Genomic DNA, 23026 nt, shown 5'->3' with positions numbered 1-23026 from the left:
GTACCTCCAACCTCTCCTGGGAAGGCCATCGGGACCGCTTCGATGGCCCATCGGCACCGGTTTAGATTGCAGATGGAGTGCCGAAGTTTCCGGCGGCGATCACACCGAGGCCTAACTATTTCCCACGTGATGAGTTGAGGAGTTGGGCTTCTTATGCCAGGGCCAGGAGCAGGAAGCGCACACTTGCCATAGGGGCGTGCGGCTCTGACATGCGTCTGTCGGCCCAGTGTGCCTGAGAGGCACAAGCGCCGGACCGAAGCGGTGCGAGGCTCCTCGCTGCTATCGAGCCATCGCAGTTAGGCAGCGGTGTTATTTTTCCGCAGGCAGCAGCTCACCCAACCCGAGGTCGATGTATTGCCCCCCGCGGGTTTGGCGGCAATGGACGGCGACGATGTTTTTGCCTGGCCGGAGCGCTTGCCGGGCGGATTCCGGGAGGGGAATTTCCACGTAGTCGGTGGTGTAACCGGTCAGGCGGGCGGCGAGGATGCCGTTGAGGTACACCTCCGCGTCTTCATCGTGATGGATGCGGAGCCACAGCTCCCCGCGGGGCTGTTCCTGGAGTTCCCAGACGCCGCGCAGCCAAATGTCCGCGGTTTTCCACTCCGTGCGCACGACAGCGCCCGGCGTCCCTTTCGTGCCGAAACCGCCGCTGCCTTCGGTCCATGTGCGGTCGTCGAAGTCGGGCTTTTCCCAGCCCTCGGCGGGCGGACGCAGAGTGTAGCGCCAGGGACGGCCCGCCTGCTCGGAGGTGGGAATCCATTCCCGGTAGCGGGGAATAGGTCCGAAGAGGGCGCGGTGCCAGCGGCGGGTCTGTTCCGGGTCGAGTTTGAGCACCGCCCGGTCGTAGGTGAGCAGACCGTTGACTTCGACTTCCACATCGGTGGTTTGAGTATAGACCGCGGCGGCGAGTCCCTTAGCGATGAGCGGGTGCAAACGCCGGATGAGAGCGGCGTAGTGCTGGCGCAACTCCTCGGTGGTGCGATAGGTGCGGTAGCCCCAGTTGTCGGTGTTTTTCCAGAGATGGCCGGGGATGGGCAGTCCCAGGCCGCCGAACTCGCCGAGCACGCTGACGCGATCGGGCAGGGGCGGGAACATCGCCGGTCCCGGATAGCTGTGCAGGTCCTTGAGGTCGCCGAAGCCGCGGTCGGCCCAGCCGCTGGGGCCATCGACCAGCCGGGTCGGATCATAAGTTTTGACGAATCGGAGAATGTCGTTGGTGTCGTGCTGCCCCCAGCCCTCGTTGAAGGGCACCCAGACCACGATGCAGGGGAAGAAGCGCAGGTGATCGATCATGGCCTGCAGTTCGCCGCGGAATTGACGCTTTTCCTCCTCGGTCAGCCGGGCGTCCTGCGGGGCTTGCGGCGGCAGGAAGTGGCCGCGTTCCGGGACGCCCCCGCTGGGCATATCTTGCCAGACGAGCAAGCCGAGCCGATCGCAGTGATAGTAATACCGCGCCGGTTCCACCTTGATGTGCTTGCGGAGCATGTTGAAGCCGAGTTGCTTCAGCACCTCCAGGTCATAGCGCATGGCCTCATCCGAAGGCGGGGTGAGCAGTCCGTCTGGCCACCAGCCTTGATCCAGAGTGCCCAATTGGAACAGCGGCTGGCCGTTGAGCAGAATGCGGAGGAAACCCTGGCGGTCCTTGCCCACCGACACGCTGCGGAAAGCAAAATAGCTCTCAACCTGATCGCTCACCTCCTCTCCCCGGAGCACTTCCAGGGTGACGTCGTAAAGGGCAGGCGTATCGGGGGTCCAGAGGCGCGGTTGCTCCAGGCGAAAAGTGAGGGGGCGAGAATCTGCGGAGGTTTGCTGGAGGAGGGTTTGCGAGCCGAGGCGCACGCTGACACGGTAGCGGTCCTTATCCTGCAAGCCGTGGGGATGGACCGTAACCTCTCCGCGCGTGATGTCTGTGGTGAAGTGCAGACCTTGGATTCCGCCAGGGGGAACCGGTTCCAGCCAGACGGTCTGCCAGATGCCGGTGACGGCGGTGTACCAGATGCCATGCGGTTTGCGGACTTGCTTGCCACGGGGTTGGGCGGCGGTGTCGGTCGGGTCCCAGACGCGCACGATCAGCTCATTGCTGCCGGGCTGGAGGGCCTCGGTGATGTCGAAGCCGAAGGGGTCGGACATGCCGCGGTGAGTGCCGAGCTTGCGGCCATTGAGCCAGACTGTGGCTTCCCAATCGACCGCCTGGAAGCGGAGCCAAATGCGCTGTCCTTTCCACGCGGCGGGCACCTCAAAGTGGCGGCGGTACCACAGATGCTGGTCCGGCGCGACGCTCTTTCCGACTCCCGACAGGGCCGATTCGACTGGGTAGGGGACGAGGATTTTCCCCTGCCACTCGCGCGGGAACATTTCCTGGCGCGGCGTGATGGCATAGTCCCACAAGCCGTTGAGATTGAGCCAATGGCGGCGCACCAGTTGCGGGCGGGGATACTCCGGCCAAGGGTTCTCCGGCGTGACTTGCCGGCCCCAGCGGGTCATCAGCGGAGCGGGGGCGGGTTTCCAGACCGTTTGCCCGGTTGTCTGTCCCGCGGGTGGGTCCGCCTCTGCGGCCAAGCCGGGCTGCGGTGTATTGCACAAGCCCCAGAAGCCGAGCCAGCCCCAAACAGGGGAAGCCGCCAGCACTGCAAGCATGGCGAATCGTATGGCTCGGAGAGATAGGGGCAGCCGATGGCTCGGAAGGTAGTATGGCATCGTTGTAGCTCCAGGAATGACGGGCAGCTAGTTCTTCACACGTTCGGTACACTTCGCAAGGGTCCGCGACGAAAGACAAGGTCGGGATGGCCCCGCTAGGTCAAGGCCCGGCGGGTGAGGTCGGCGTAGGCATCGATGCGGCGGTCGCGCAGGAAGGGCCAATGGCGGCGGACGTCTTCGAGCAGACGGCGGTCGCAGGAGGCCAAAAGGATTTCCTCCCGGTCGTGGCTGGCTTTGGCGAGAATGCGCCCGAAGGGGTCGCAGAGGAACGAGCCGCCCCAGAACTCCAGCCCTTCTCCGGCCAGGACTTCGTGCCCGACGCGATTGACTGCACAGACATAGACGCCGTTGGCGATGGCATGCGCCCGCATGATGGTCTCCCAGGCGTCGTGCTGGGCGGTGCCGAAGGCGGCCTTTTCCCGCGGATGCCAGCCGATGGCCGTGGGATAGCAGAGGATGTCTGCCCCGCGCAGGGCGGCGAGCCGAGCCGCTTCCGGGAACCACTGATCCCAGCAGACCAGCGGACCCACCGCTGCCACAGCGGTGTCAAACACACGGAAGCCGGTATCGCCCGGCGTGAAGTAATACTTCTCGAAGTAAAGCGGGTCTTCGGGTATGTGCATCTTGCGGTAGATGCCCACGAGTTGGCCATTCCTATCGTGAACAGTCGCCGTGTTGTGGTAGATGCCGGGCAGGCGCTTCTCGAAGAGGGAACCGATGAGGACGACGCGGTGCTTCTGGGCAGCGCGGGCCAGGCGGGCTTCGCTGGGGCCGGGGATCGGTTCGGCCAGATCGAAATAAGCCGGGTCCTCCACCTGGCAGAAGTAATAACTGGTGAACAATTCCGGCAGGCAGACGATTTGGGCGCCGCGGCGGGCCGCCTCCGCGATTGCCTCCTCGGCCCTGGCGAGGTTCTCTTCCTTCTCCGCTGCCATGCGCATCTGGATTGCCGCTACCGTCCACTGCTCACCCATAGCTTCCTCCCGCCTGATTCCTCGCCGTGCTTGTTGTAGGGCGAACGCCTGATATGGTAAAGCAAAACAGCGACGCTATCGGATGTTGTGAAAGGAGGACCTGGACTTATGACCTCTCCCGCAGCGACGATCGAAAGCGTGTTGAAAGAGACGCGGCTGTTTCCTCCGCCGGAGGAATTCGTCCGCCAGGCGCGGATCAACCCCCAGGAATACCAGCGCTTGCACGAGTGGGCGGAACGCGACCCGGACGGCTTCTGGGCTGAGCAGGCGAAAATCCTGGACTGGTTCGCCCCCTGGACCCAGGTGCTCGATTGGTCGAATGCCCCGCACGCCCGCTGGTTTGTCGGCGGCAAGCTCAATGCATCCTACAACTGCCTGGACCGGCATTTGGCCAACCGGGGCGACAAGATCGCCCTTCTGTGGGAAGGGGAACCGGGCGACAGCCAGGCGTGGACTTACCGCCAGTTGCATGCGGAAGTCTGCCGCTTGGCCAACGTCCTCAAAAAGCTGGGAATCCGCACGGGCGACCGGGTGACGATCTACATGCCCCTCGTACCGGAAGCGGTGGCGGCCATGCTGGCTTGCGCCCGCATCGGCGCGACGCACTCGGTGGTCTTTGGCGGCTTCTCCGCCGAAGCAGTCGCCGACCGGAACAACGACGCCGGTTCCAAACTCATCATCACGGCTGACGGCGGCTGGCGGCGCGGCAAAATCGTCCCCCTCAAAGACAACGTCGATATTGCCCTGAGTAAATCCCCGACGGTGAAGACCTGCCTGGTGCTGCGCCGCACCGGCCAGCCGGTCCAAATGGTTCCCGGCCGCGATTTCTGGTGGCATGAACTGATGGCGGACGCCTCCCCCGATTGCCCGCCGGAAGTGCTCGATAGCGAACACCCCCTGTTCATCCTCTATACTTCCGGCTCGACGGGCAAACCGAAAGGCGTACTGCACACCACCGGCGGCTATCTCCTGGGTACCGCCTTGACCCACCGCTGGGTCTTCGACATCCGCGATGAGGATGTGTACTGGTGCAGCGCCGATGTCGGTTGGGTCACCGGCCACAGTTACGTGGTCTACGGCCCGCTCGCCAATGGCGCCACCGTGGTCCTCTACGAAGGGGCGCCCAATCATCCCCAGGAGGACCGCTTCTGGCAGATCATCGAAAAGTACAAGGTGACGATCTTTTACACCGCTCCGACCGCGATTCGCTCGTTCATCAAATGGGGAGAGGAGCATCCGCGGAAGCACAATCTTAGCTCCTTGCGCCTGTTGGGTTCCGTGGGCGAACCGATCAATCCGGAAGCGTGGATGTGGTATCACACGGTCATCGGCGGGGGGCGTTGCCCCATCGTGGACACATGGTGGCAGACGGAAACCGGGGCGATCCTCATCGCGCCGATACCGGGGGCGGTGCCGACCAAGCCGGGCAGTGCCACGCGGCCCTTGCCGGGGATTCGCGCTGCCGTCGTGGACAAAGCCGGCCGACCTGTGCCGCCCAACACCGGCGGCTACTTGGTTATTCAGCGGCCCTGGCCGAGCATGCTGCGGACCATCTACGGCGATGATGAACGCTATCGCCAGGCATACTGGGGCCAGATTCCCGGCGTCTATTTCACCGCGGATGGCGCCCGCCAAGATGAAGACGGCTACTTCTGGATCATGGGCCGGGTCGATGATGTCCTCAATGTCTCCGGCCATCGCCTCAGCACGATGGAGATCGAAAGCGCTCTGGTCCATCACCCCAAGGTGGCAGAAGCGGCGGTCGTCGGACGGCCGGATGAAATCAAGGGAGAAGGCATAGTCTGCTTCGTCACGCTCAAGCAGGGCGTCACACCCTCGGCGGAGCTGAAGGAAGAGTTGAAAGCCCATGTGGTCAAGGACATCGGCGCCCTCGCCCGGCCGGATGACATCCGCTTCACCGACGCTCTGCCCAAGACCCGCAGCGGCAAAATCATGCGCCGTTTGCTGCGGGACATCGCCGCCGGCCGCTCCACCACCGGTGACGTGACCACCCTGGAGGACTTCAGCATCCTGGCCCGACTCCGCGAAGAGGAGGAAGGCTAACGTGGGGACAGGAGGAAAATGGACGCGGTGACAGGAGGAAGACTGACGGGAAGACAGGAGAAAAACTGACGCGCAGAAAAGGAATGCTTCTGCGCAGATAGCCAATCATCCTGAACGCTTGGCTCGGAATGCCAAGCCGCGGCATCGTGCCGGTCGAGGGACTTGTGGAGCTCAAAAATCAGTCCGGTTCGGCATTGAGGGCCAAGCCCGCAGCCTTCCTACTGCCGGGACATCAGGTAGGCCATCAGATCGCGGATTTCCTGATCCGTGAGCAGGTCGAGCAGTCCCTCTGGCATGATCGATTGGGGCACGGCCCGCATGGAGACGATGTCGGTGCTGCGGAGCATATAGCGCTGCCCATTTTCGTCGATGAATTCGACCTGGTCGTAGTGGGTGCCCGCGAGCACGCCCAGGCGGGTCCGTTCATCGGCGGTGATGAGTTGCCAGGTCTGGTAGCGCGGAGCGACCACGGCACTGGGCTGGAGGAGCGCTTCCCAAAGCGCGCGCGGTTCCACGCGGCCGATGAGGCTCAAGTCCGGCCCGATGGTGTTGCCGCGGCCTTCGACCCGGTGGCATTTGAAGCAACCGGCCAGTCGGGGCGACTCGAAGACGCGCCGGCCCGCTTGCGGGTCCCCAGGACCGAGCCGCCAGAAGCGCATCCAGCCGTCTATGTCTTGCGGGGCAGGGCGCCGCCGCTCGGATAAATCCTTCTCCCCCAACACCCGCCGGACGAATGGTTCCAATTCCAGCTTTTCCTGGGCCAGTTTTTGGAGCTGCTGGCGTTCCTCGGCACTTAGCCGGGCACCCGTCAGAGCACGCAAAGCCTCTTGAGCAACTTCCGGCCGGCTGTCACCCACGAGGCTGAGGAAGTACTTGGACTGGGTCGTCAGAGCGGATAAAGTCAGGATGGCTTGGCAGCGGACGGAGGGACTCTGTCGCGGGTCGGCGGCCAAGGCGTACACGGCCTTGATGGCTTGTTTGTCGCCGCGTTCCTTGAGCAAGCGGAGCACTTCGATCTGCCAACGCTCATCTGGTTCGGATAGCCATGGGAGCAATTGCTGGGTGGTCAGGGGTTTGTACGAAGCGGGAAGGGCTTGGAGGGCGGCCCGGCGGAGATTCGGGGGTGTGGCGGAGTTTTTGACGCTCTGGAAGAAGGCGTCCGCGAGGGCCTTTTCATCGACCGCTTTGCCATCGAGGCGGGCTAGGGCCGTGTGCAAAGCTGTAAATAGGCGCAGGTTCACCTCCTCGCCCCGGTACGAGCGGCTGTCCATGCTGCTGTACGGGATCAACTCTAGAATGTGCGACCGGTAGGCGATGAGCTTTTCGTCGCTGACCCATTTGACGGCCAGGAATTGCACCTGGGGGTCGCGGTCGCGGAGATACTCCGGCAGGCGCTGGAGGCGGTCCGCTGCCGTCGAGGCCCGGTCCGCCAGTAACAAGGCGACGCGCTCTTCGGGAAGCCGCGGCTTCAACTGGTGCCATTCCTTCCGCAGCCGCTCCTCACGGGCCAAGCGCAGGATGGCGGCGTGGCGCAGGAAGGGGTCCGGACCGCCAACCCAGGACCGCAGCATGTCCAGGGACACGGGAACCTGAGGGTCCGCAATGGCTAGGGCCAGCACGGCGGGGGGCTGCTCTTCGAGCACTTCGGCCCATTTGTCCGCGGGCAGGGGTGGTGACAGTTTCAGCAGGCGGCGCATCGCCAGTTCCCGCAGGTTCTCGCTGGGGTTATGGACGAGCGGCACGAGAAGGTCCGCGCCTTCCCCCGCCTGGCACAGGGCTGTCAGTGCGGTGGCCTGGACGTGCACATCCTCCGCCTGGAGTTGTTGTCGCAGGAGTCGGTGTCCTTCGGGGGTTTGGCGGAGTTGGCGGGCGGCTTGCTCGCGTGTCCGGCGGTCCTTGCTGAGGATGGCGTGTTCGGGGCGGGCCGGCCGAATGGGAGCGGAGGCGCCCTTGCGGCGGATGTGCCAGATCGCCCCTTGCCCGTGCAACTCGTAGCTACGGGAACCCCAGTCGCTCAGGTACACTGAGCCATCCGGTGCGATCGTGAGACCGGCGGGGAAGAAGTTGTTGCCCCCTTGGACCAGCACACGCCGCTCGGCAGAAAAGCTGGCCCCACGCCGCTGAAGCAGATAGCACTCCAGACGGTGCTCGGCCCAAATGGGCACTAGCCAGGTGCCGCGGTATTCCTCCGGCAAGCCGTCGGAATCGTAGAAAAGCACCTCGCACGGCGATTCGCCCGTACCGCTGATGTACGGCAGCGTGCCAGGCAGCTCGCCGTTCCAGGCTTGAAACGGATGCCGGCCGCTCCGGCCGTAGCAAAATTGGTAACCGTAATCCCCCCCTTCGACAAGGTGGAGGAGTCGGCAGGGCGGGGAAGCATCCGGGTCGTTATCCACGACGAGAAGGCGGTCGAAGACATCGCGGCCGATGCCGAAGGGATTCCAGAACCCCGTGGCCACGCGGCGCAGGTTTTTGCCCTCCGCTGTGCAGTGATAGATGTTGCCCCCTTCGCCGCCGCCTTTGAGAGTGAGGCCGTCCGCCCCGCGCAGCGTGTAGGGTTCCCCCAGGTTCTCCCCCAGGCCGAAGTACAGGTCCCCCTGCGCGTCGAAGCACAAGCCGCATAGTCCGTTATGCGGGTAGTTTCCGGGCGTGTCGAGGAACACGAGGCGGACCTTCTCGTCGGCTTGTCCGTCCCCGTCGCGATCCCGTAGGCGGAGGATTTCGTTGCGCGTCGCCACGTAAACCGAACCGTCGGGATGTACGGCCAGGTCCATCGTGGCCGTGGTCCCCTCGAAGAAGGTGGTAATGCGATCGATTTGGCCGTCGCCGTTGGTATCCTGCAAGCGGCGAACCCGATCGAATTGCGGTCCGCGGTAGTTGCTGGGCCGGAAATGCGTATGGCTCTCGATGACCAGCAGGTGTCCCTGGGCGTCGCAGTCGATAGCGATGGGATGCACAATTTCCGGAGCTGCTATCACCCGCCGGATTTCCAAGCGTTCATCGAGCACCCGCGGCCATTCCGCCTTGGGAGCCGAAGCGGCTTTGCTTGAACGGCCTTCGCCTTCCGTTTGGTTTCCGCCGGTGCCTGGATGTGCGTACCCAAGAACTGCGCAGACGGCGCCAATCAGTACGACGATGGGCGGTAGTGCACGCATGGTTCCTTGGCCTCGCTCAGGAGAAAGGGGTAAGCGGGTCGCTCGCCCGGTCCTCCCAGGACATTATGCCCCTGTTGTATCCTTTGACGAGACGGCCAGCGGGTGCTGTTCCCGGAAGCATCTAGAGGGACCGCCGCCGGGAAGGGCCTCGGAGTGCAGCATGAAGCTAGGGTGGGGAACAATTCCGAAACTTCCAGTCAACGGCGCGGCGCGGTCCGCCGGGGTTGCGCTTGCTTAGCCCAAGGCCGCCCGTGTCCGGCGAACGACGGGGGAGTCCGCGGCATCCGCCCCTTTGAGCCAGAACAGACTGGCTGCCAGGAAGCGTTCCCGCACGCCGGGAGACATTAGCTCGGTGTCTTCGAGCACGGCGGAGCTGAACTTGTAATCGTGAGCATCGTTCCCTTTGAGGAAAATCCAGCGGCGGGCCTCATCGCTGAGGTCGCGGATGCCGGTGGGGTTGTTTTGGAGGAAGGCCAATGCCTGCTGGGCGGCGCGGAGCTTGTCCCTGGAAAGGGCAGCAAAGATGGCCTCCGGAGCCGTTGCGGAGGACGCCTCCGCAGGAGCGAGGGTATCGATCCGGGCCTCCCCCAGCGGACCGCGGTTTTTCATCGACTCGCGGAACAGCGGCAGGAAGCTCGCCGCCTGGAGTAAGAGCCAAGCGCGGTTGTTCCACCGATCGTGACTGGTCCGGAAGGCATAGTGGAAGGCGTTGAGCGAGGTGAGCGTATGCAAACTGACGATACCCGGCTGACGCATGAGCAGCTCGGCGGCTCCGAGATGTAACGCCTCCCAGAGCACCGCAGGCGCGACTCGCCGCTGGAACAAAGCGTCCCAGACGAGGGCGAACAGGTCGGCATCGCTGCCCCGCCGCAAGGCTTCGAGCACTTCCTGACGCACCGCCGCCCCCTCCGCTGGGGAAGCCTTCGCTCCCTCTGCCAGGCTCGCCTTCTGCTTCTGGAGCGCTTCCTGGGTCCGCCGTCCAGGCCGGTCCGCGGGCAGATCATGCTGCGCCGGATTCTTTCCTTCGTGGCGGAGCAGGGCAAAGGCCAGGGACCGATAGATCGGTTCGGCGTGCTGATGGCCGATCACTTCCAGCGTGCGGAAAGCATTGGCGACGTAGATGATCTTGTGGCCAATGTCCCGGAAATCGCGGGCCGCAAAGTGGGCGAATAGCTCGAAGGCTTCGTGAACGGGCACGTGGCGGGCCAGAGCTGCTGCCGCTCCATCCGCCGCCTCTTCATCCCAACGGGTCATCGCTTCGCGGAAGGCGGCCTGAGCCTGTTCCGCCGTCGGTACGCGTCCCTCCGCCACCGGCTTCATCCGCCAGCCCCCTTCGCGGATGGCCTGTCCCTGCGCGCGCTTGAAGTAATCCAGGCACCAGAATAGCGGCAGCCAGCGATCCCGATCGGGGCCGGCCAGTGCCGCCTGGTGTGCCGAATGGATGACCAGCACTGCGTGAAACTTGAACCCGACATTCGGCCGCGGCGGAATGTTCCGCACCCCGGCCAGAAACAGCGCCGCCAAAAGCTGACGGTAGGACATCCCTTTTTTGATCCGCCCGGCCACCTCTTCCAGCAGGCGATCCGCGGGCGTCTCCTCAATCAGCCGCACGAGCGGTTCGATGCTCTCCTCGAAGCGGACAAGTTGAGGCTGCAGCCGGGCCTCCTGCGCCGCCACGGCGGGCAGTTGGCCTAAAAACGGCAACGCCGGCACCATCGCCGAGGAGGCCAAAAAATCACGCCGATCCATACCCTCTGCCATGGCTTTTTCCCCCTGATCAGATCGAATTGGGGCGAAGTGTGGGCATCCGTACTTTTACATTACCCGATGAATCTGCCGCTTCCTAGGGAAAAATACCGGCCCCCCAAACGGGGCCGTCCACCTTCCACGCCTCCCATACAACCCCCTGCTTCCCTGGGAAAACCCGCTGCTTCCCTGGGAAAAAATGCCAGTCCACCTTGGGAAGAAACGCCTTCCCTTCTGGGGATCGACATAGCTCGGACTGCAAGACTGAATCGGCAGCGGACTGAACCGGATGGCTGGCGGTGGAGTACGTGGCAATAAGTCCGAGCGGCATTGGACTCGACTCGGAGGGACGGGGGCGCAAAAGAAGGTGGCCGGGGAACCAGCCACCTTTGGGACTGTGGAATGTCAGTGTCAGCGGCCGTGCGGCCAGGGCCACAGGATCAGGCCAACACGCCCGATCAGGCCAGCACGCCCGTCACCACTTCCCCTTTGACCAACTCGCGGGGCTGATTGAGGTGGTTGTAAACGATGGTGTCCGGCTTGATGCCGACGGAGTGATAGATCGTGGCCAACAGCTCGGTGGGATGAACGGGATTTTCGACCGGGGCGCTGGCAGTCTTGTCGCTCTTGCCGTGGACATAGCCGCGCTTGACTCCGGCTCCGGCGATCAGGGCGGTGTAGCAATACGGCCAGTGGTCCCGCCCGTCGTCGGCGTTCTGATTGCCAGAGGTGCTCACGCCACGCTGCGGGCTGCGGCCAAACTCTCCCACGACCACCACCAGGGTTTCGCTCAACAGGCCGCGTTGATCCAGGTCCTCGATCAAGGCGGAGACTCCCGCGTCCAGCATCGGTGCTGACTCGTTCTTCATCCGCTGGGACAAGCCCACATGCACGTCCCAAGAGTGCCGGTCGCTGTTGGCGACTTTGGGCCAAATGACCTCGACGAAGCGAGTGCCGGCTTCCACCAGGCGCCGGGCCAGCAGGCAGCACTGGCCGAAGGTGTTCTTCCCGTACCGCTCCCGCACCGCTGCCGGCTCCGAGGCCAGATCGAACGCCTTCTTGGCACGACCGCTGACAATCAAGCTCAACGCCTTACCGTAATACTCGTCCAAATCATACTTGGAAACCGCCTCCTCTAACTGCGGCATTCCCTTGATGATGGTCTCCCGCAGGGTCGCCCGACGCTGCATCCGCAGCGGCGTCAGCTCTTCCCGCAGCTTCAAATCATCCACCCGGATGCGGTCCATCTTGTTCATGTCCATATCGTCGCCGGGAGGATAGAGCAGATACGGATCATAAGCCTTGCCGAGGAATCCCGCCGTCCCGCCTTTGCCCACCACGTTGGATTCCTGAAGCGGGCGCGGCATCATGACGAACGGCAGCATCGGCACCGTGGGTGGCTTGAACTTGATGATGTTCGACCCCAACGTCGGGAAGTCCTTCGGACTCGGCGGCTCCAATTGCCCCGACGGGCTAACCTTGTCCGTCGTATAACCCGTGTGCATCTGATAAATCGCTGCCGTGTGATTGAACAAGCCCACCGGCGTATAGCTCATCGTCCGAATCAGCGTCGTCTTGTCCAAAATCTTGGCGATCCGCGGCAACAACTCCGTGACATACACGCCGGGCAGCACCGTCTGCTGATGCTTGAAAACGCTCTTGACCTTCTCCGGCACGTTATCCTTCGGGTCCCACAAATCCAAATGGCTGGGTCCGCCTTGCAGATAAATGAAGATCACCGATTGCGCCTTGCCGAATCCCCGCCCTCCGCCGGCCAATGCCGGATTCGTCGCGGTTGCCTTGGCCGCACTCGCCTTCTGCAAAGCGAAAATCTGCGGCAGGGTGATCCCCAACACCCCGGAGCCGCCGATCCGCAGCAAATCCCGGCGGGTGATGCCATCACAATCACTCTTTGCTGCTGCACCCGGAATCACCAACATGGCCGTTTCTCCCCTTTCTCCTCAGACCGGAATGGAATGCGTTAGGTAGGAACAACCTTCGGGAGCGAACACCTCAACGAACAGACTAACCCCCATGGGGTGGCAGGATTCATCCTTACTATAACCATTCCTAATAGAGAGTGCAAATGTTTTTTGCAAAAATTTCCGCAGGAAATGCTAACCACCCGGCAGCTTAATCCCCAGGGGGATAGCCGTGGCCTCACTCAGGGGGTCAGCTTCTCCCTTGCTCGGAAGGACCTCCTCCCTCTGGCTCTAGCCAAAACAGCAAAAGAGACGGAAACTCACAGTCTTTATTAAAGAGACGGAAACTCACAGTCTTTATTACGGTATAGCTAAGACGCTTTATTACGGAATGGCCAGGATGGTCAGGTTGGGAGGGGTGGTCCAACCGCTGGGCAGCAGGTCTACCCCGGCGCCACCGTGGAGCTTCGACCCCGCACCCACTGTCACCCCGCTGCCACCCCAGTTGTTCAACACCTGATCGTTCCCATCCCCCAACAAGGCGATCAGCAAGTTGAAGATCGCATTGCGAATGAACAACGCATCGTCCCCACTGCCCATCTCCAACCGCGTCTGATCCGCAAAGTTCACACTCGGACCGCTGCCCGCACCGGTGCCGAAGCGGACGAGGTCATTCCCCGCTTGCAGACGGATCAGGGCGTTGACCTGGCCATCGGGGCCATCGACGCTCAGGGTGGCCGGGTCGGCGGCGTTGGCCGCGGCGGCCACCAAGAGGCGGTCATTCCCCACCCCCAGGTCGATGTTGAGCTTGTTGAGCACCTCTGTACGACCGCTGAAGCTCAACAGGTCATGCCCACCACCCCCCACCACCGTCAAACCGCCGTCCCAAGTGCTCCCAAACAAGCGTCCAAACTTGTTATTGCCGGTGAAGTTGGCCTGATCATTCCCACTGCCCAAGTCCGCGGAAAATGGGCCTGAGCGGCAGCTATTCACCAGGAGGGTGTCATTCCCCGCACCCAACGAAGTGGAGATAGCAACCCCACAATCATTGAGGTAGACGGTATCATTCCCCTCCCCGGTGGAAACGGTGCCACCCGAAAGGGCGGTTTTGTACACATAGACCAAGTCGTCCCCACTGTCGGAATCCAGGGAGAAGGAATTGACAAAATTGATATTCGGAGCGGTGGACGAAGACCCCAGGAGGAGGAAGGAGTCGTTGCCGCTGCCCAAATTGACCCCAAAGTTGCCGAAGGAATGATTGCCAATGGCGCTGACCCGCACGGCATCATGGCCGCCGCCCATGGTGATCGAAATGTCCCGGATGCCTCCTGAAGCATCAAAGGTGATCTGGGTATAGGTGGGGGTGACACTGACCCCAGGGTTCGAGGACAGGTTGTAGTGGAGCACGGTTGTCCCTTGGGCGATGATTTTGACCTGGCCGGATTCCCGGACGATGTCCACCTGATTGTCCAAGTCATCGCCGGTGATGACGAGGTTGACAGTACCCGCGAAACTGCCCTGTGAGGCGAAGACGCTGACGATGCCGGCGGGAACGTCACGCTCTTCGAGGCGTTCGAGGGTCAGGCGTCGAGAGGCGGCGGCCTGGGCTGGGGTGGAAGTCCCACGGCGGCGTGAGAAGGTCTTGGCCGAGAACATTGCAGCTACTCCAGGTTAGAGTGAGGTGGTGCCGACCGGTCGAGGTGAACCGCCCACCCGCCACCCGGCACAGGGACAGTTTATGGAACCCTAATGCGAAAAACCGGGAAAGTCAAACAATCATATGCTCGAAAAAGACGGGCCAACTGCGAGAACGCTGCTAAAAGTGAGATTTCGAGACTTTCATATTTGGAGAGGGTCAGATGTTGAGGACACACCAGACAACGAGAAGGAAATAGGGAGGTAGTAGGGTCTTTTACGTCTTCTTTTTACGAGACGAAGTTTTGGGAGATGACGGCTTGGGTTTTTGGACAGGCGTAGGTGATGGCGGGGGAGTTGGGGATGGTACAGGGCGCGGCGGAGTCTGTGTCAAGCCGGCGGGTGGCGGGCCGACGATGTAGCCGTGCTGGAGAAGGAGGGGAGCGAGTTTGTCCGCCTCGGCGACGGCAGCGGGAGAATCGATCTGAGCGTGGGCAATGACCGTATACCAGAAGCGGTCGCGATCGCGGATATTCAAGGTGTCGGGGTCCAAGTTCACCTCACGGGCGAGTTGAGGCTCAAAGCGAAGCAGGCGGAGATAGGACGCGGTTTGCCGCCAAGTTAGGCCCGTGGAGACGACCGTGCCATCGGGGCGGGTGATCTTGCGGCCCACAAGGATGTGCAACAGGGCGCGCAGGTTTCCTGGGACGAGATTCGCCTGGCGGACGGTGGTGAGAAAGTCACGTATAGCGTCCATTCTCTCGCTCCGAGCCAAGACCTCTTGCGGAGAATCTGCTGTCGCCTGACGAGCTACGGAGGCCACTATCCCTGCGCGGGGTGCTTGGGCTTGGATTACTTTATGCATTTGTCCCATTTTACCAAGTGCCTGAGTTTACCATAAATCATCTATCCTGCCAATAGTTCAAATCGGCACCGTGAGGATGGCGGTAAAATGGCGAAAGAGGAGATTTTTGTAAAGAGCAAGTGGCGAGGGAGAATTGGAACAATTCCACGCTTTTTACGGAGAGGATGTGTCGATTTGGCAGTGGAAGGATTTAAGGCGCCGGGACGGGGGCGGGCCCACTTGAGTCCACGGAATTGACACCTGGTAGCGCATAGGAGTCGAGGAGGGCGCGGAGTTGGGCGGCGATGGAAGCGGGATCGCTGGCCTGAGACAGGCAAGCCGAGACCGCAATGCGGCGGGCACCCGCGGCCAGCACGTGGAGGAGATTCTCCGGTGTGATCCCTCCTAACGCGAAGGCCGGACGCACCGACACCGCCGTCGCTTGCCGCACAAACTCCAGGCCGGGGAAATGATCGAATGCCTTAGTTTGTGACGGAAATACCGGACCGATGCCGATGTAGTCCGCCCCTTGTTGCCACGCTTGATGGACCTGCTCGATCGTGTGGGTACTGACCCCGATGAGAGCTTCCCTGCCCAACAGATGGCGGGCCTGAGCGATTGGCAGATCGTCCTGCCCCAAATGGACGCCATCGGCTTCCGACCACAAAGCCAGGTCCGGTCGATCGTTGACGAGGAACAATACGCGGGCCTGGTGGCAACGCCGCCGCAGAGCTTGGGCCAGTTGCAGGCAAGCTCGATCAGCCAGGTGTTTTTCCCGTAATTGGACGACCTGCACTCCGCCGCTTAAGGCCTGTTCCAGCCGCCATTCCCAACGTTCTCCTGCCGCCGAAGGGGTGAAGAGCCAGTAGAGGCGGGCTTGAGCCAAGAGTTGCTGCCGCCGGGAAGAATGGAGCAAGCGCCCTTCCAAGTGATAGGTGCGGTAGCGGAATTGCTCGGCGTGTTTCGCCCAGGAGGGATCAAGGAGCTTGCCGTACTCTTCCAGGCTGCGCAGCGCTTCCTGCAAGCGCTTCAGATTGATTTGGCAGACATGTTCTAAGGACGCGCGCTGATATTCGCCAGCAGCGGTGAGAGTCGTTCCGACATCCGCGGGGGTATCGCGGGCGGAAAGGCGAAGCGACAGGGGCAGTCGCTGTTCCCAGCGGGCGAAGTCGTGCCGCAGCGTTTTGACCTCTTCGGTTGAAGAGGGATCGTTACGGACAAAGCGGCAAAAGTCCTCCAGGACCCGCAGGGCTTCGCGTGCCCGGTTGCAGTTGGTATCCAGCACCCGCAGCAAGGGCAAGGGTGGAGCAACGGCGTCGAACACGGCGGGCGCGGCAGAAGCTGGAGAGATCAGGACAGAGGTTGAGGAAACCGAGGACGCATCCGGCGGGGGATACGAAGGCGCATTTTGGATTGGTTCCAGGGTGAGTTGGGGGGCAGGCGGCGGGGCCGATTCTGCTGTCGGGCTGGTCGTCGTAGCACGAGGGGAAGTCTCGGAGGGTGGCGGGGGCAGCGGCGACGGCCAAGCCTGCGAGAGAGGGTATGGGGTGGATTCCGCGGCGGATTCCGGGGCAGGGGAAGCGGGGAGCACAGCGGCCTGGAGACGAGGCAAATCCAGGCCCAAGGGGGCAACGGCAGCGGCGTATTGAGGGTCCATTTGGAGCACCGCCAGCAATAGGGCATCGGTCAGCACTTGGGGGTCTTGTCGGCAAGAGAGGGACCAGTCCCGTGCCAGGGCCAGCAAGGTTTCCGGGGAGGGAACGGGGGGAGCGGGGGGCAGAGCGAGGAGTTGTTCCCGCAGCCGATCGGGGGACAGGCCAAGGCGGTGAAGCAATTGGGCAACCCGCCCTTCCTCTTCGTCGAGCAGGGCTAAGATAAAGTGGGTAAGCTGTACAATTTCCGAACCGAGGCGTGCCGCCCAGCTTTGGGCAGCGGTCATAGCCCGTTCGGCGCCGGGGCTGAGCAAGTACTCCATGGCCGGTGATTCCGGGTTGGGTCACGGGTGCGGACGGTGCAGGCCGCAGGATCGGTACGCCTGTATTCGGATTGTACGGTTTTTGCCTACTTCGCCGTCCAGAAGCCGGTGCGGACCGGCCGATGCTAAGCCTCGACGCACGGGACGGCTGCGCGAGGAGGGAATCTGCGGGAGACGCACATGCCACGGAGTTGTACGCGCCGCTTCCTCGGAATGACTGCTCTGGGAATGATGGCGGGCTGTCTGTTGGCCCCGGTGAGCTGGAGCCAGCCACCGGCTCGTCAAGGGACCGCCGCCCACTCCCTCACGCCATCACGAACTGCCGCCCGACCGGATTGGCCCCATTTGCAACGCTGGCAGCAACTCCTGCCGGTCGCCGCGGAGTCAGCCCCACTGGAAACCCTTCAGCAACCAGTGGTCGAGGAAGCCGAAACTGGCCCCGAACTGTCCCTGGGAGAGTGCATTGCTCTGGTGATCGAGCGACATCCCCACCTCAAGGCCGTCAAGGCCAGCATTGCTGCCAGCGAAGGAGGCTACCGGGCGTTGCTCCGCTTCGGGACCGTGGGAACCCTGCTCAGCCCGGATTTGGAAGTCCGCAAGCAGCAAGCCCAGCGCGGCCTCGAAGGAGCGGCCGGAGAGTATCAGCGAGTGCACAATGAACTCGTGGAAGACACTATCCGCTTGTATTACACGGCCGTTTATGCCCAGCAGCAAAAGGCCATCGCCGACGAAGTCGTGGAACAACTCCAAGATTTGATCGAAATTTTGGAAAACATCATCAAAAAGGCGACTACGCCGGATGAATTGGGCGGCTTGACCACGGAAAAAGTGCTGACGGTCAAGATCGGCCTGCGTGAAGCCAAGCAGTTACAAGCGACGGCGATCGTGGGGCGCAAGCGGGCCAAGGCAGCCCTGCGGCAACTGATGCACGTCGAGCCAGACTTCGCTTTCCGCCTGAAAGATAAGGAATTGCCAGTCATGGCTCAAATGGCGGAGGTCACGCGGGAGAAGGTGGTGCAACTCGCCTTGGCCCGCCGCCCAGAGCTAGCTTTAGCCGCGGCTGGGGTTGATATTTTCCGCCTGGAAGTGTATGCCCAAAGCCGCATCCCGTTCCGGCGGGTTGTGCCCACCTTCGCCTCCGGGGCTGACCTCCACTCCCGCGACGTACCCCAGGCCCAACGCGGCAAGGAATACCGGCCCGGCGGAATTATCCCGGAGATGCCCACCCAATTAGTCGGAAGCAAATACGATCGGGTCGCCCGTGCGCTGGACTTCAGTCAAAAAGCCGAGGCGATGTATGACAATGTCCGCAGCCTCATCACTCTGGAGGCGGAAAACGGCTACCTGGAATTTGAACTGGCGAGTGAAAAAGTCCGGTTGGCCAAAGAAAAGAACGACCTGGCTATCGAGCTGCTCAAACTGGCCCGGAAAAATATTCCCCTGGCCAAAACGGGACGGGAGCAGATTTACCAGGTGGAAGTGCTGGCAGCCAAGGCCCAAGCCGACTATGTGGAAGCGGTCTATCAACACTTGCTGGCACTGGCCGCTTTGGAACGCATCACCGCGGGAGGAATTACGCCGGCCTTCCCCGGACGGGCACTCCCTTCGTCGAGTCCAACAGTCCCGAAGCCGTAGGGCCAAGCCCAGCGGATCCGCTTGGCCTGGTAGCCGCACCCCCTCCCTTCGCCCCCTATGCCTTAGCACCTGCACCCCCGGAAAAACAGAAAAAATGCCCCGGTGCCATACACTTGGCACTTCCTCCTGCGAACAATGGGGTAAGCGGAGACAAAAGGCGGTGGGCGGGACCCTTCAGCAGCCGATGACAACGTCTGTCTCCTCGTCCCTTAGGAACAAAACGGGATAGGCGAAGCGGCGGCGCCCGCAGCGGGGCGGGTGCTAAGCCAAAGGCGGCCAGTCCATCCCAGCAGGGCGCGATAACCGGGAGCAGGTGTACCGTGATCCGTGGCAGAATGTACGTTTGGGCAGGCTCCAGTGGAGCGACACTCCTCTTTCTTTCCTCACTTCTTTCCACGCCGGCGGCGGATACTAACGCCGCACCGGCCCCAGCAGCAACCCCGGCAACGGTATCGAGCACCGTTGCCTCCCCCGCGGCCCGAACACCGGCCCAGCCGGCTCAGTTCATCCGCGTGGGCTTTCCCGCTGGTCTATTCCGGGATGTGCCCGAAGTCCTCATTCAGGCGGCGGCCACCCCCTTCAAAAAGACCCTCCATAAGGAACTCGGCCTGCATGGGGACATGGTGGTCGTCCCCGACTATAAGGCCCTGGCGGAACAACTCCGCGACGGTAAATTGGAAATCGGCGTCTTCCACGGTTTCGAGTATGCGTGGATCAAGGACACGCCCGGCATCGTTCCTCTGGTGGTGACCCATCCCACCTGCGGGCGCGTGCAAGCTTGCCTGGTGGTCCACACTGACTGCCCCGCTCAGGGGCCGCAGCAGCTCAAGGGAGCCTGCATTGCCATTCCCCGCGGTTGCAAGGCCCACTGCCTCCTGTTCCTCGAACGCCTCCGCAACGATCCGGCCATTCCTACGGGCGATTGCTGCCCGATGAAACCAGCCGGTCAGTCCGCCGAGGAAGTTCTCGATGCGGTGGTGGCGGGTACCTGTGTGGCCGCCCTGGTGGACATCGGCACCCTACAAGCCTATCGGGAACTCAAACCCGGCTTGGCCCAGAAACTCAAGGTGCTGGCTCAATCGCCCCCGTTGCCTCCTGCGGTCATCGTCTGGCGGCAAGGCTCCCTGACCCCGGAACAAATTGCCAAAATCCGGGAGGGGCTGCTCTCCTGCCACAAAACCCCCATCGGGCGCACCTTCACCCACTTCTGGCAACTAGAATGCTTCAAGGAGGTCACCCCGGAATACCTGACCTTGGTAGAAGATTGCCTCAAGCACTACCCGCCAGCCAAGTAATGCTTCCTCACGTTGGTACCGGCTCACGGATGTGGGTCCTCCCTCAGCATACCGACGAGGAATGGGACGGGATGAGTCCCAGCCTTGGATGAAGGCGGGATGCCAGCCACTCTTGCACTTCCAGCGGCCAAACATTACTTCCAATAAGACCTCCGCAAGGGATGTTCCTCTGCATTCCGGGACGGAAAATGCGGGAACTGCTGACGGGAGCAGCTATGCCCTCCCGTGCTGATGGGGCTGGTATCTCCTGGGCCATGCGCTGACCCTTTGATAGAGAGGGTGAAGGTGCTTTTCGGGGTCGAGAAGGGGAAGTGTCCCCCTTCGGATTCGGTTTGCGGGGAAAGGGACCCCGAAAGTCGGTATTTGTGCGGAAAGCGCCGGTTTTCCGGCTCGGTTTTTCGGCAGAGAAAAGCCTACGCCCCTTGCCAAGGGCTGTTTTTAGTGTACAAATGATACAATAAAACAGGGGAGGCGGGCGGAAAAAAGCCCCGCATTGAGCCTGCTGTTGGGGCGGCTATCCGCTAGCTTCCCGGTTCGTGACTTTGGAGGAATCTGGTCCGTGGCAGACATTCAGACCGTATCCATCGCGACGGAAGGCCGTTCTCGGTTTCTGCGTTATGCCCTATCCGTGGTGACCGGACGAGCCTTGCCGGATGTGCGCGACGGCCTCAAACCGGTCCAGCGCCGCATCCTGTATGCGATGTATCAGGACATGAACCTGACTTTCGACCGCAAGGCCGTCAAGTCGGCCCAGATCATCGGTAAGGTGATGGGCGATTACCATCCGCACGGGGATCAGGCAATTTACGAGGCGATGGTGCGGCTGGCCCAGGATTGGGTGATGCGCGTGCCCCTCGTCCACGGGGAGGGGAACTTCGGCTCGGTCGATGGCGATCCGCCTGCGGCCTATCGTTACACCGAAGCGAAGCTGACCGCTGCCGCGGAAGCTCTTCTGAGCGAACTGGCCCAGCAGACGGTGCCGATGCGGGACAATTACACCGGTTCCAAGCAGGAGCCGGTCGTGCTGCCGGCCCAATTCCCGAACCTGCTAGTCAACGGGACGCAGGGGATCGCCGTCGGTATGGCCACCAATATCCCGCCGCACAATTTGGCGGAGGTCCTGCGCGCCTGCATCTATCTGATCGACCATCCCGACGCTACCGTGGCCCAACTGTTGGATAAGATCAAGGGGCCGGACTTTCCCCTGGGAGGCAAAATCCTCACCGATCGAGCCACTTTGCGGAAAATCTACGAGACAGGTACGGGAACCATCAAAGTCCAGGCCGAGTGGAAGGAAGAGCCGCTCCCGCGGGGGAAGAAGCAGATTGTGGTCACCTCGATTCCCTACGGTGTGGACAAAGGGGAGTTGGAACGCGCGATCGGCGCGATTATCGAGGAGCGCAAGCTGCCCCAATTGGTCGGCCTGTCCAACGAATCGAACGACAAGGACGGCTTGCGCCTGGTCCTGGAGATCAAGAGCGACGCCGATCCACAATTGGTAATGGCCTATCTCTTCAAACACACGGAGTTGCAGAAAAATTTTTCCTACAACATGACGGCCCTGGTGCCTTCGGAAGACGGGCAAACCCTCGTCCCCCGCGATGGCCTCAGTCTCAAAGATTTGCTCCGCTACTTTTTGGATTTCCGCTTGGCCACTGTGCGGAGGCGCTACGAATTCCAACTGGCGGTCTTGCGCCGGCGGATTCACATCCTCGAAGGGTTCCGCATCATCTTCAATGCCCTGGACAAGGCCATCAAACTGATCCGGGAGTCCCAAGGGAAGGCGGATGCTGCCGAGAAGCTCCAGCGGACCTTTGGACTCGATGACGAGCAGACCGCCGCTATCCTGGATGTGCAACTTTACAAGATCGCCCAGATGGAAATCCGCAAGATTCTGGACGAGCTGAAGGAGAAGCAAGCGGAGGCGGCCCGGATCGAAGCCCTGCTCGCTTCCGAACGTAAACTCTGGGGGGTCATTCAGAAGGAGATGGAAGCCCTCATCGAGAAGTTCGGCCAGCGGCGCAAGACCCGCATGGCTTCCGACGAAGATGTGCTCACCTTCGACGAGGAAGCTTACATCGTTCGGGAGAACACGCAGGTGGTACTGACGCGGGACGGCTGGATCAAACGGGTGGCCCGGCTCAGCTCGGTGGAATCGACCCGCGTGCGGGAGGGGGACCAGGTCCTCGCCGTGGTTCCCGGATCCACCTTGGACTATGTCATCTTTTTCACGGATGAGGGGACGGCTTTCACCCTGCGGATTCACGATGTGCCCGCTAGTTCCGGCTATGGCGAACCGATCACGAAGTATTTCCGCCTGGCGGACGGCGCACGGGTGATCGCCGCTCTGACGACGGACAGCCGCTTTGTTCCGGAGACGGCCCCGGTGGCGAACGGAGAACCCGCTGGCCCCCATCTGTTCATCGCCACCAGCGCCGGACAGGTCCTGCGCTTGCCGTTGGCCCCTTTCCGCACCGCTTCCACCCGTGCGGGCCGCCGCTATGTCAAACTCGATGCTGGGCAGCGCGTCGTCGCCGTCCACTTGGTTCGCCCGGAGGACCGAAGCGTGCTCTTGGCCACACGCTGGGGCTACCTCATCCACTTTCCTCTGGAGGAAGTGCCCGTACTTTCCGGAGTCGGCAAGGGAGTGCGCGGGATCAAGCTGGGGTTGGGGGATGAGTGCTTAGGCGGTGCAGTCTTGCCTCCTGGCCGGAGGGAGCGCCTGGCAGTCCTGACCGAAAGCGGCAAGACCCAGGAGTTCAGCCCGGAGTCCGTCCCACAACAGCATCGCGGCGGCTTGGGGATCAAACCCGGCCTGCGGACCCGCTTCACCGCCCTCGTGCCGCCGGAAATTACCCTGGTCAATTGGGACGAACTGGAAGGGCGCAGCCGGGATAGCCGGGCGAGTAAGGAGGCCAAGGAATCCAAGGAAAGCCAGGAACCCACGGGGGCGAACGGCAAACCGGGCGCGACGCAAGCACGGGACAGGCCTTCCTCCAATGGCCGGACTCATCCCCCCGAAGACTCCCATTGGTTCGGCGAGGTGTGACCCCAACATCCCGCGACATGGGGCATCGGCGGCCT

Annotated in this window: 12 protein-coding genes; 4 read left to right on the top strand and 8 right to left on the bottom strand. The window is 62.3% G+C overall.

Going from position 1 to position 23026, the window contains the following annotated elements:
* Positions 1 to 309: 309 nt before the first annotated feature.
* Both H0921_RS02435 and H0921_RS02430 read right to left on the bottom strand, forming a co-directional pair.
* Positions 310 to 2697, bottom strand: a complete 2388-nt coding sequence (locus H0921_RS02435) for a glycoside hydrolase family 2 protein (protein WP_228498898.1) — start codon at positions 2695 to 2697, stop codon at positions 310 to 312.
* Positions 2698 to 2792: 95 nt separating this feature from the next.
* The gene (locus tag H0921_RS02430; protein WP_194536418.1) at positions 2793 to 3671 is read right to left on the bottom strand and encodes a carbon-nitrogen hydrolase; all 879 of its coding nucleotides are present in this window, start codon (positions 3669 to 3671) and stop codon (positions 2793 to 2795) included.
* Between the two features lie 108 nt (positions 3672 to 3779).
* On the opposite strand from H0921_RS02430, the gene acs reads away from it, so the two are divergent.
* Positions 3780 to 5735, top strand: coding sequence for an acetate--CoA ligase (gene acs, locus H0921_RS02425; RefSeq protein WP_194536417.1), 1956 nt, complete (start codon positions 3780 to 3782; stop codon positions 5733 to 5735).
* Positions 5736 to 5953: 218 nt separating this feature from the next.
* Here acs and H0921_RS02420 read toward each other — a convergent pair whose 3' ends face one another.
* From H0921_RS02420 to H0921_RS02395, 6 genes are all read right to left on the bottom strand, one after another.
* A complete protein-coding gene (locus H0921_RS02420) occupies positions 5954 to 8890 on the bottom strand; it encodes a PVC-type heme-binding CxxCH protein (RefSeq protein WP_194536416.1) in 2937 nt (978 codons plus the stop codon).
* Positions 8891 to 9124: 234 nt separating this feature from the next.
* Positions 9125 to 10651, bottom strand: coding sequence for a hypothetical protein (locus H0921_RS02415; protein ID WP_228498897.1), 1527 nt, complete (start codon positions 10649 to 10651; stop codon positions 9125 to 9127).
* Positions 10652 to 11094: 443 nt separating this feature from the next.
* The gene (locus H0921_RS02410) at positions 11095 to 12576 is read right to left on the bottom strand and encodes a DUF1501 domain-containing protein (RefSeq protein ID WP_194536415.1); all 1482 of its coding nucleotides are present in this window, start codon (positions 12574 to 12576) and stop codon (positions 11095 to 11097) included.
* A 366-nt stretch (positions 12577 to 12942) separates the two neighbouring features.
* The gene (locus tag H0921_RS02405) at positions 12943 to 14214 is read right to left on the bottom strand and encodes a hypothetical protein (protein ID WP_194536414.1); all 1272 of its coding nucleotides are present in this window, start codon (positions 14212 to 14214) and stop codon (positions 12943 to 12945) included.
* 256 nt (positions 14215 to 14470) lie between these two features.
* The gene (locus H0921_RS02400) at positions 14471 to 14950 is read right to left on the bottom strand and encodes a hypothetical protein (protein ID WP_194536413.1); all 480 of its coding nucleotides are present in this window, start codon (positions 14948 to 14950) and stop codon (positions 14471 to 14473) included.
* 298 nt (positions 14951 to 15248) lie between these two features.
* Positions 15249 to 17012, bottom strand: coding sequence for a thiamine phosphate synthase (locus tag H0921_RS02395; RefSeq protein ID WP_194536412.1), 1764 nt, complete (start codon positions 17010 to 17012; stop codon positions 15249 to 15251).
* Positions 17013 to 17192: 180 nt separating this feature from the next.
* On the opposite strand from H0921_RS02395, the gene H0921_RS02390 reads away from it, so the two are divergent.
* The 3 genes from H0921_RS02390 (at position 17193) to H0921_RS02380 (ending at position 22991) form a co-directional block, all read left to right on the top strand.
* A complete protein-coding gene (locus H0921_RS02390; protein ID WP_194536411.1) occupies positions 17193 to 18647 on the top strand; it encodes a TolC family protein in 1455 nt (484 codons plus the stop codon).
* Positions 18648 to 18967: 320 nt separating this feature from the next.
* Complete coding sequence (locus tag H0921_RS02385) at positions 18968 to 19942, top strand: phosphate/phosphite/phosphonate ABC transporter substrate-binding protein (RefSeq protein WP_194536410.1); 975 nt, start codon at positions 18968 to 18970, stop codon at positions 19940 to 19942.
* Between the two features lie 559 nt (positions 19943 to 20501).
* Positions 20502 to 22991 (top strand): DNA gyrase/topoisomerase IV subunit A, encoded by a 2490-nt coding sequence (locus H0921_RS02380; RefSeq protein WP_315851827.1) that lies wholly within the window; start codon positions 20502 to 20504, stop codon positions 22989 to 22991.
* Positions 22992 to 23026 lie beyond the last annotated feature (35 nt).

Source organism: Thermogemmata fonticola, from assembly GCF_013694095.1.
Classification (GTDB): Bacteria; Planctomycetota; Planctomycetia; order Gemmatales; family Gemmataceae; genus Thermogemmata; species Thermogemmata fonticola.
The sequence above is the reverse complement of the archived record's forward strand: the minus strand, read 5'-3'. Positions and strand labels throughout refer to the sequence as shown.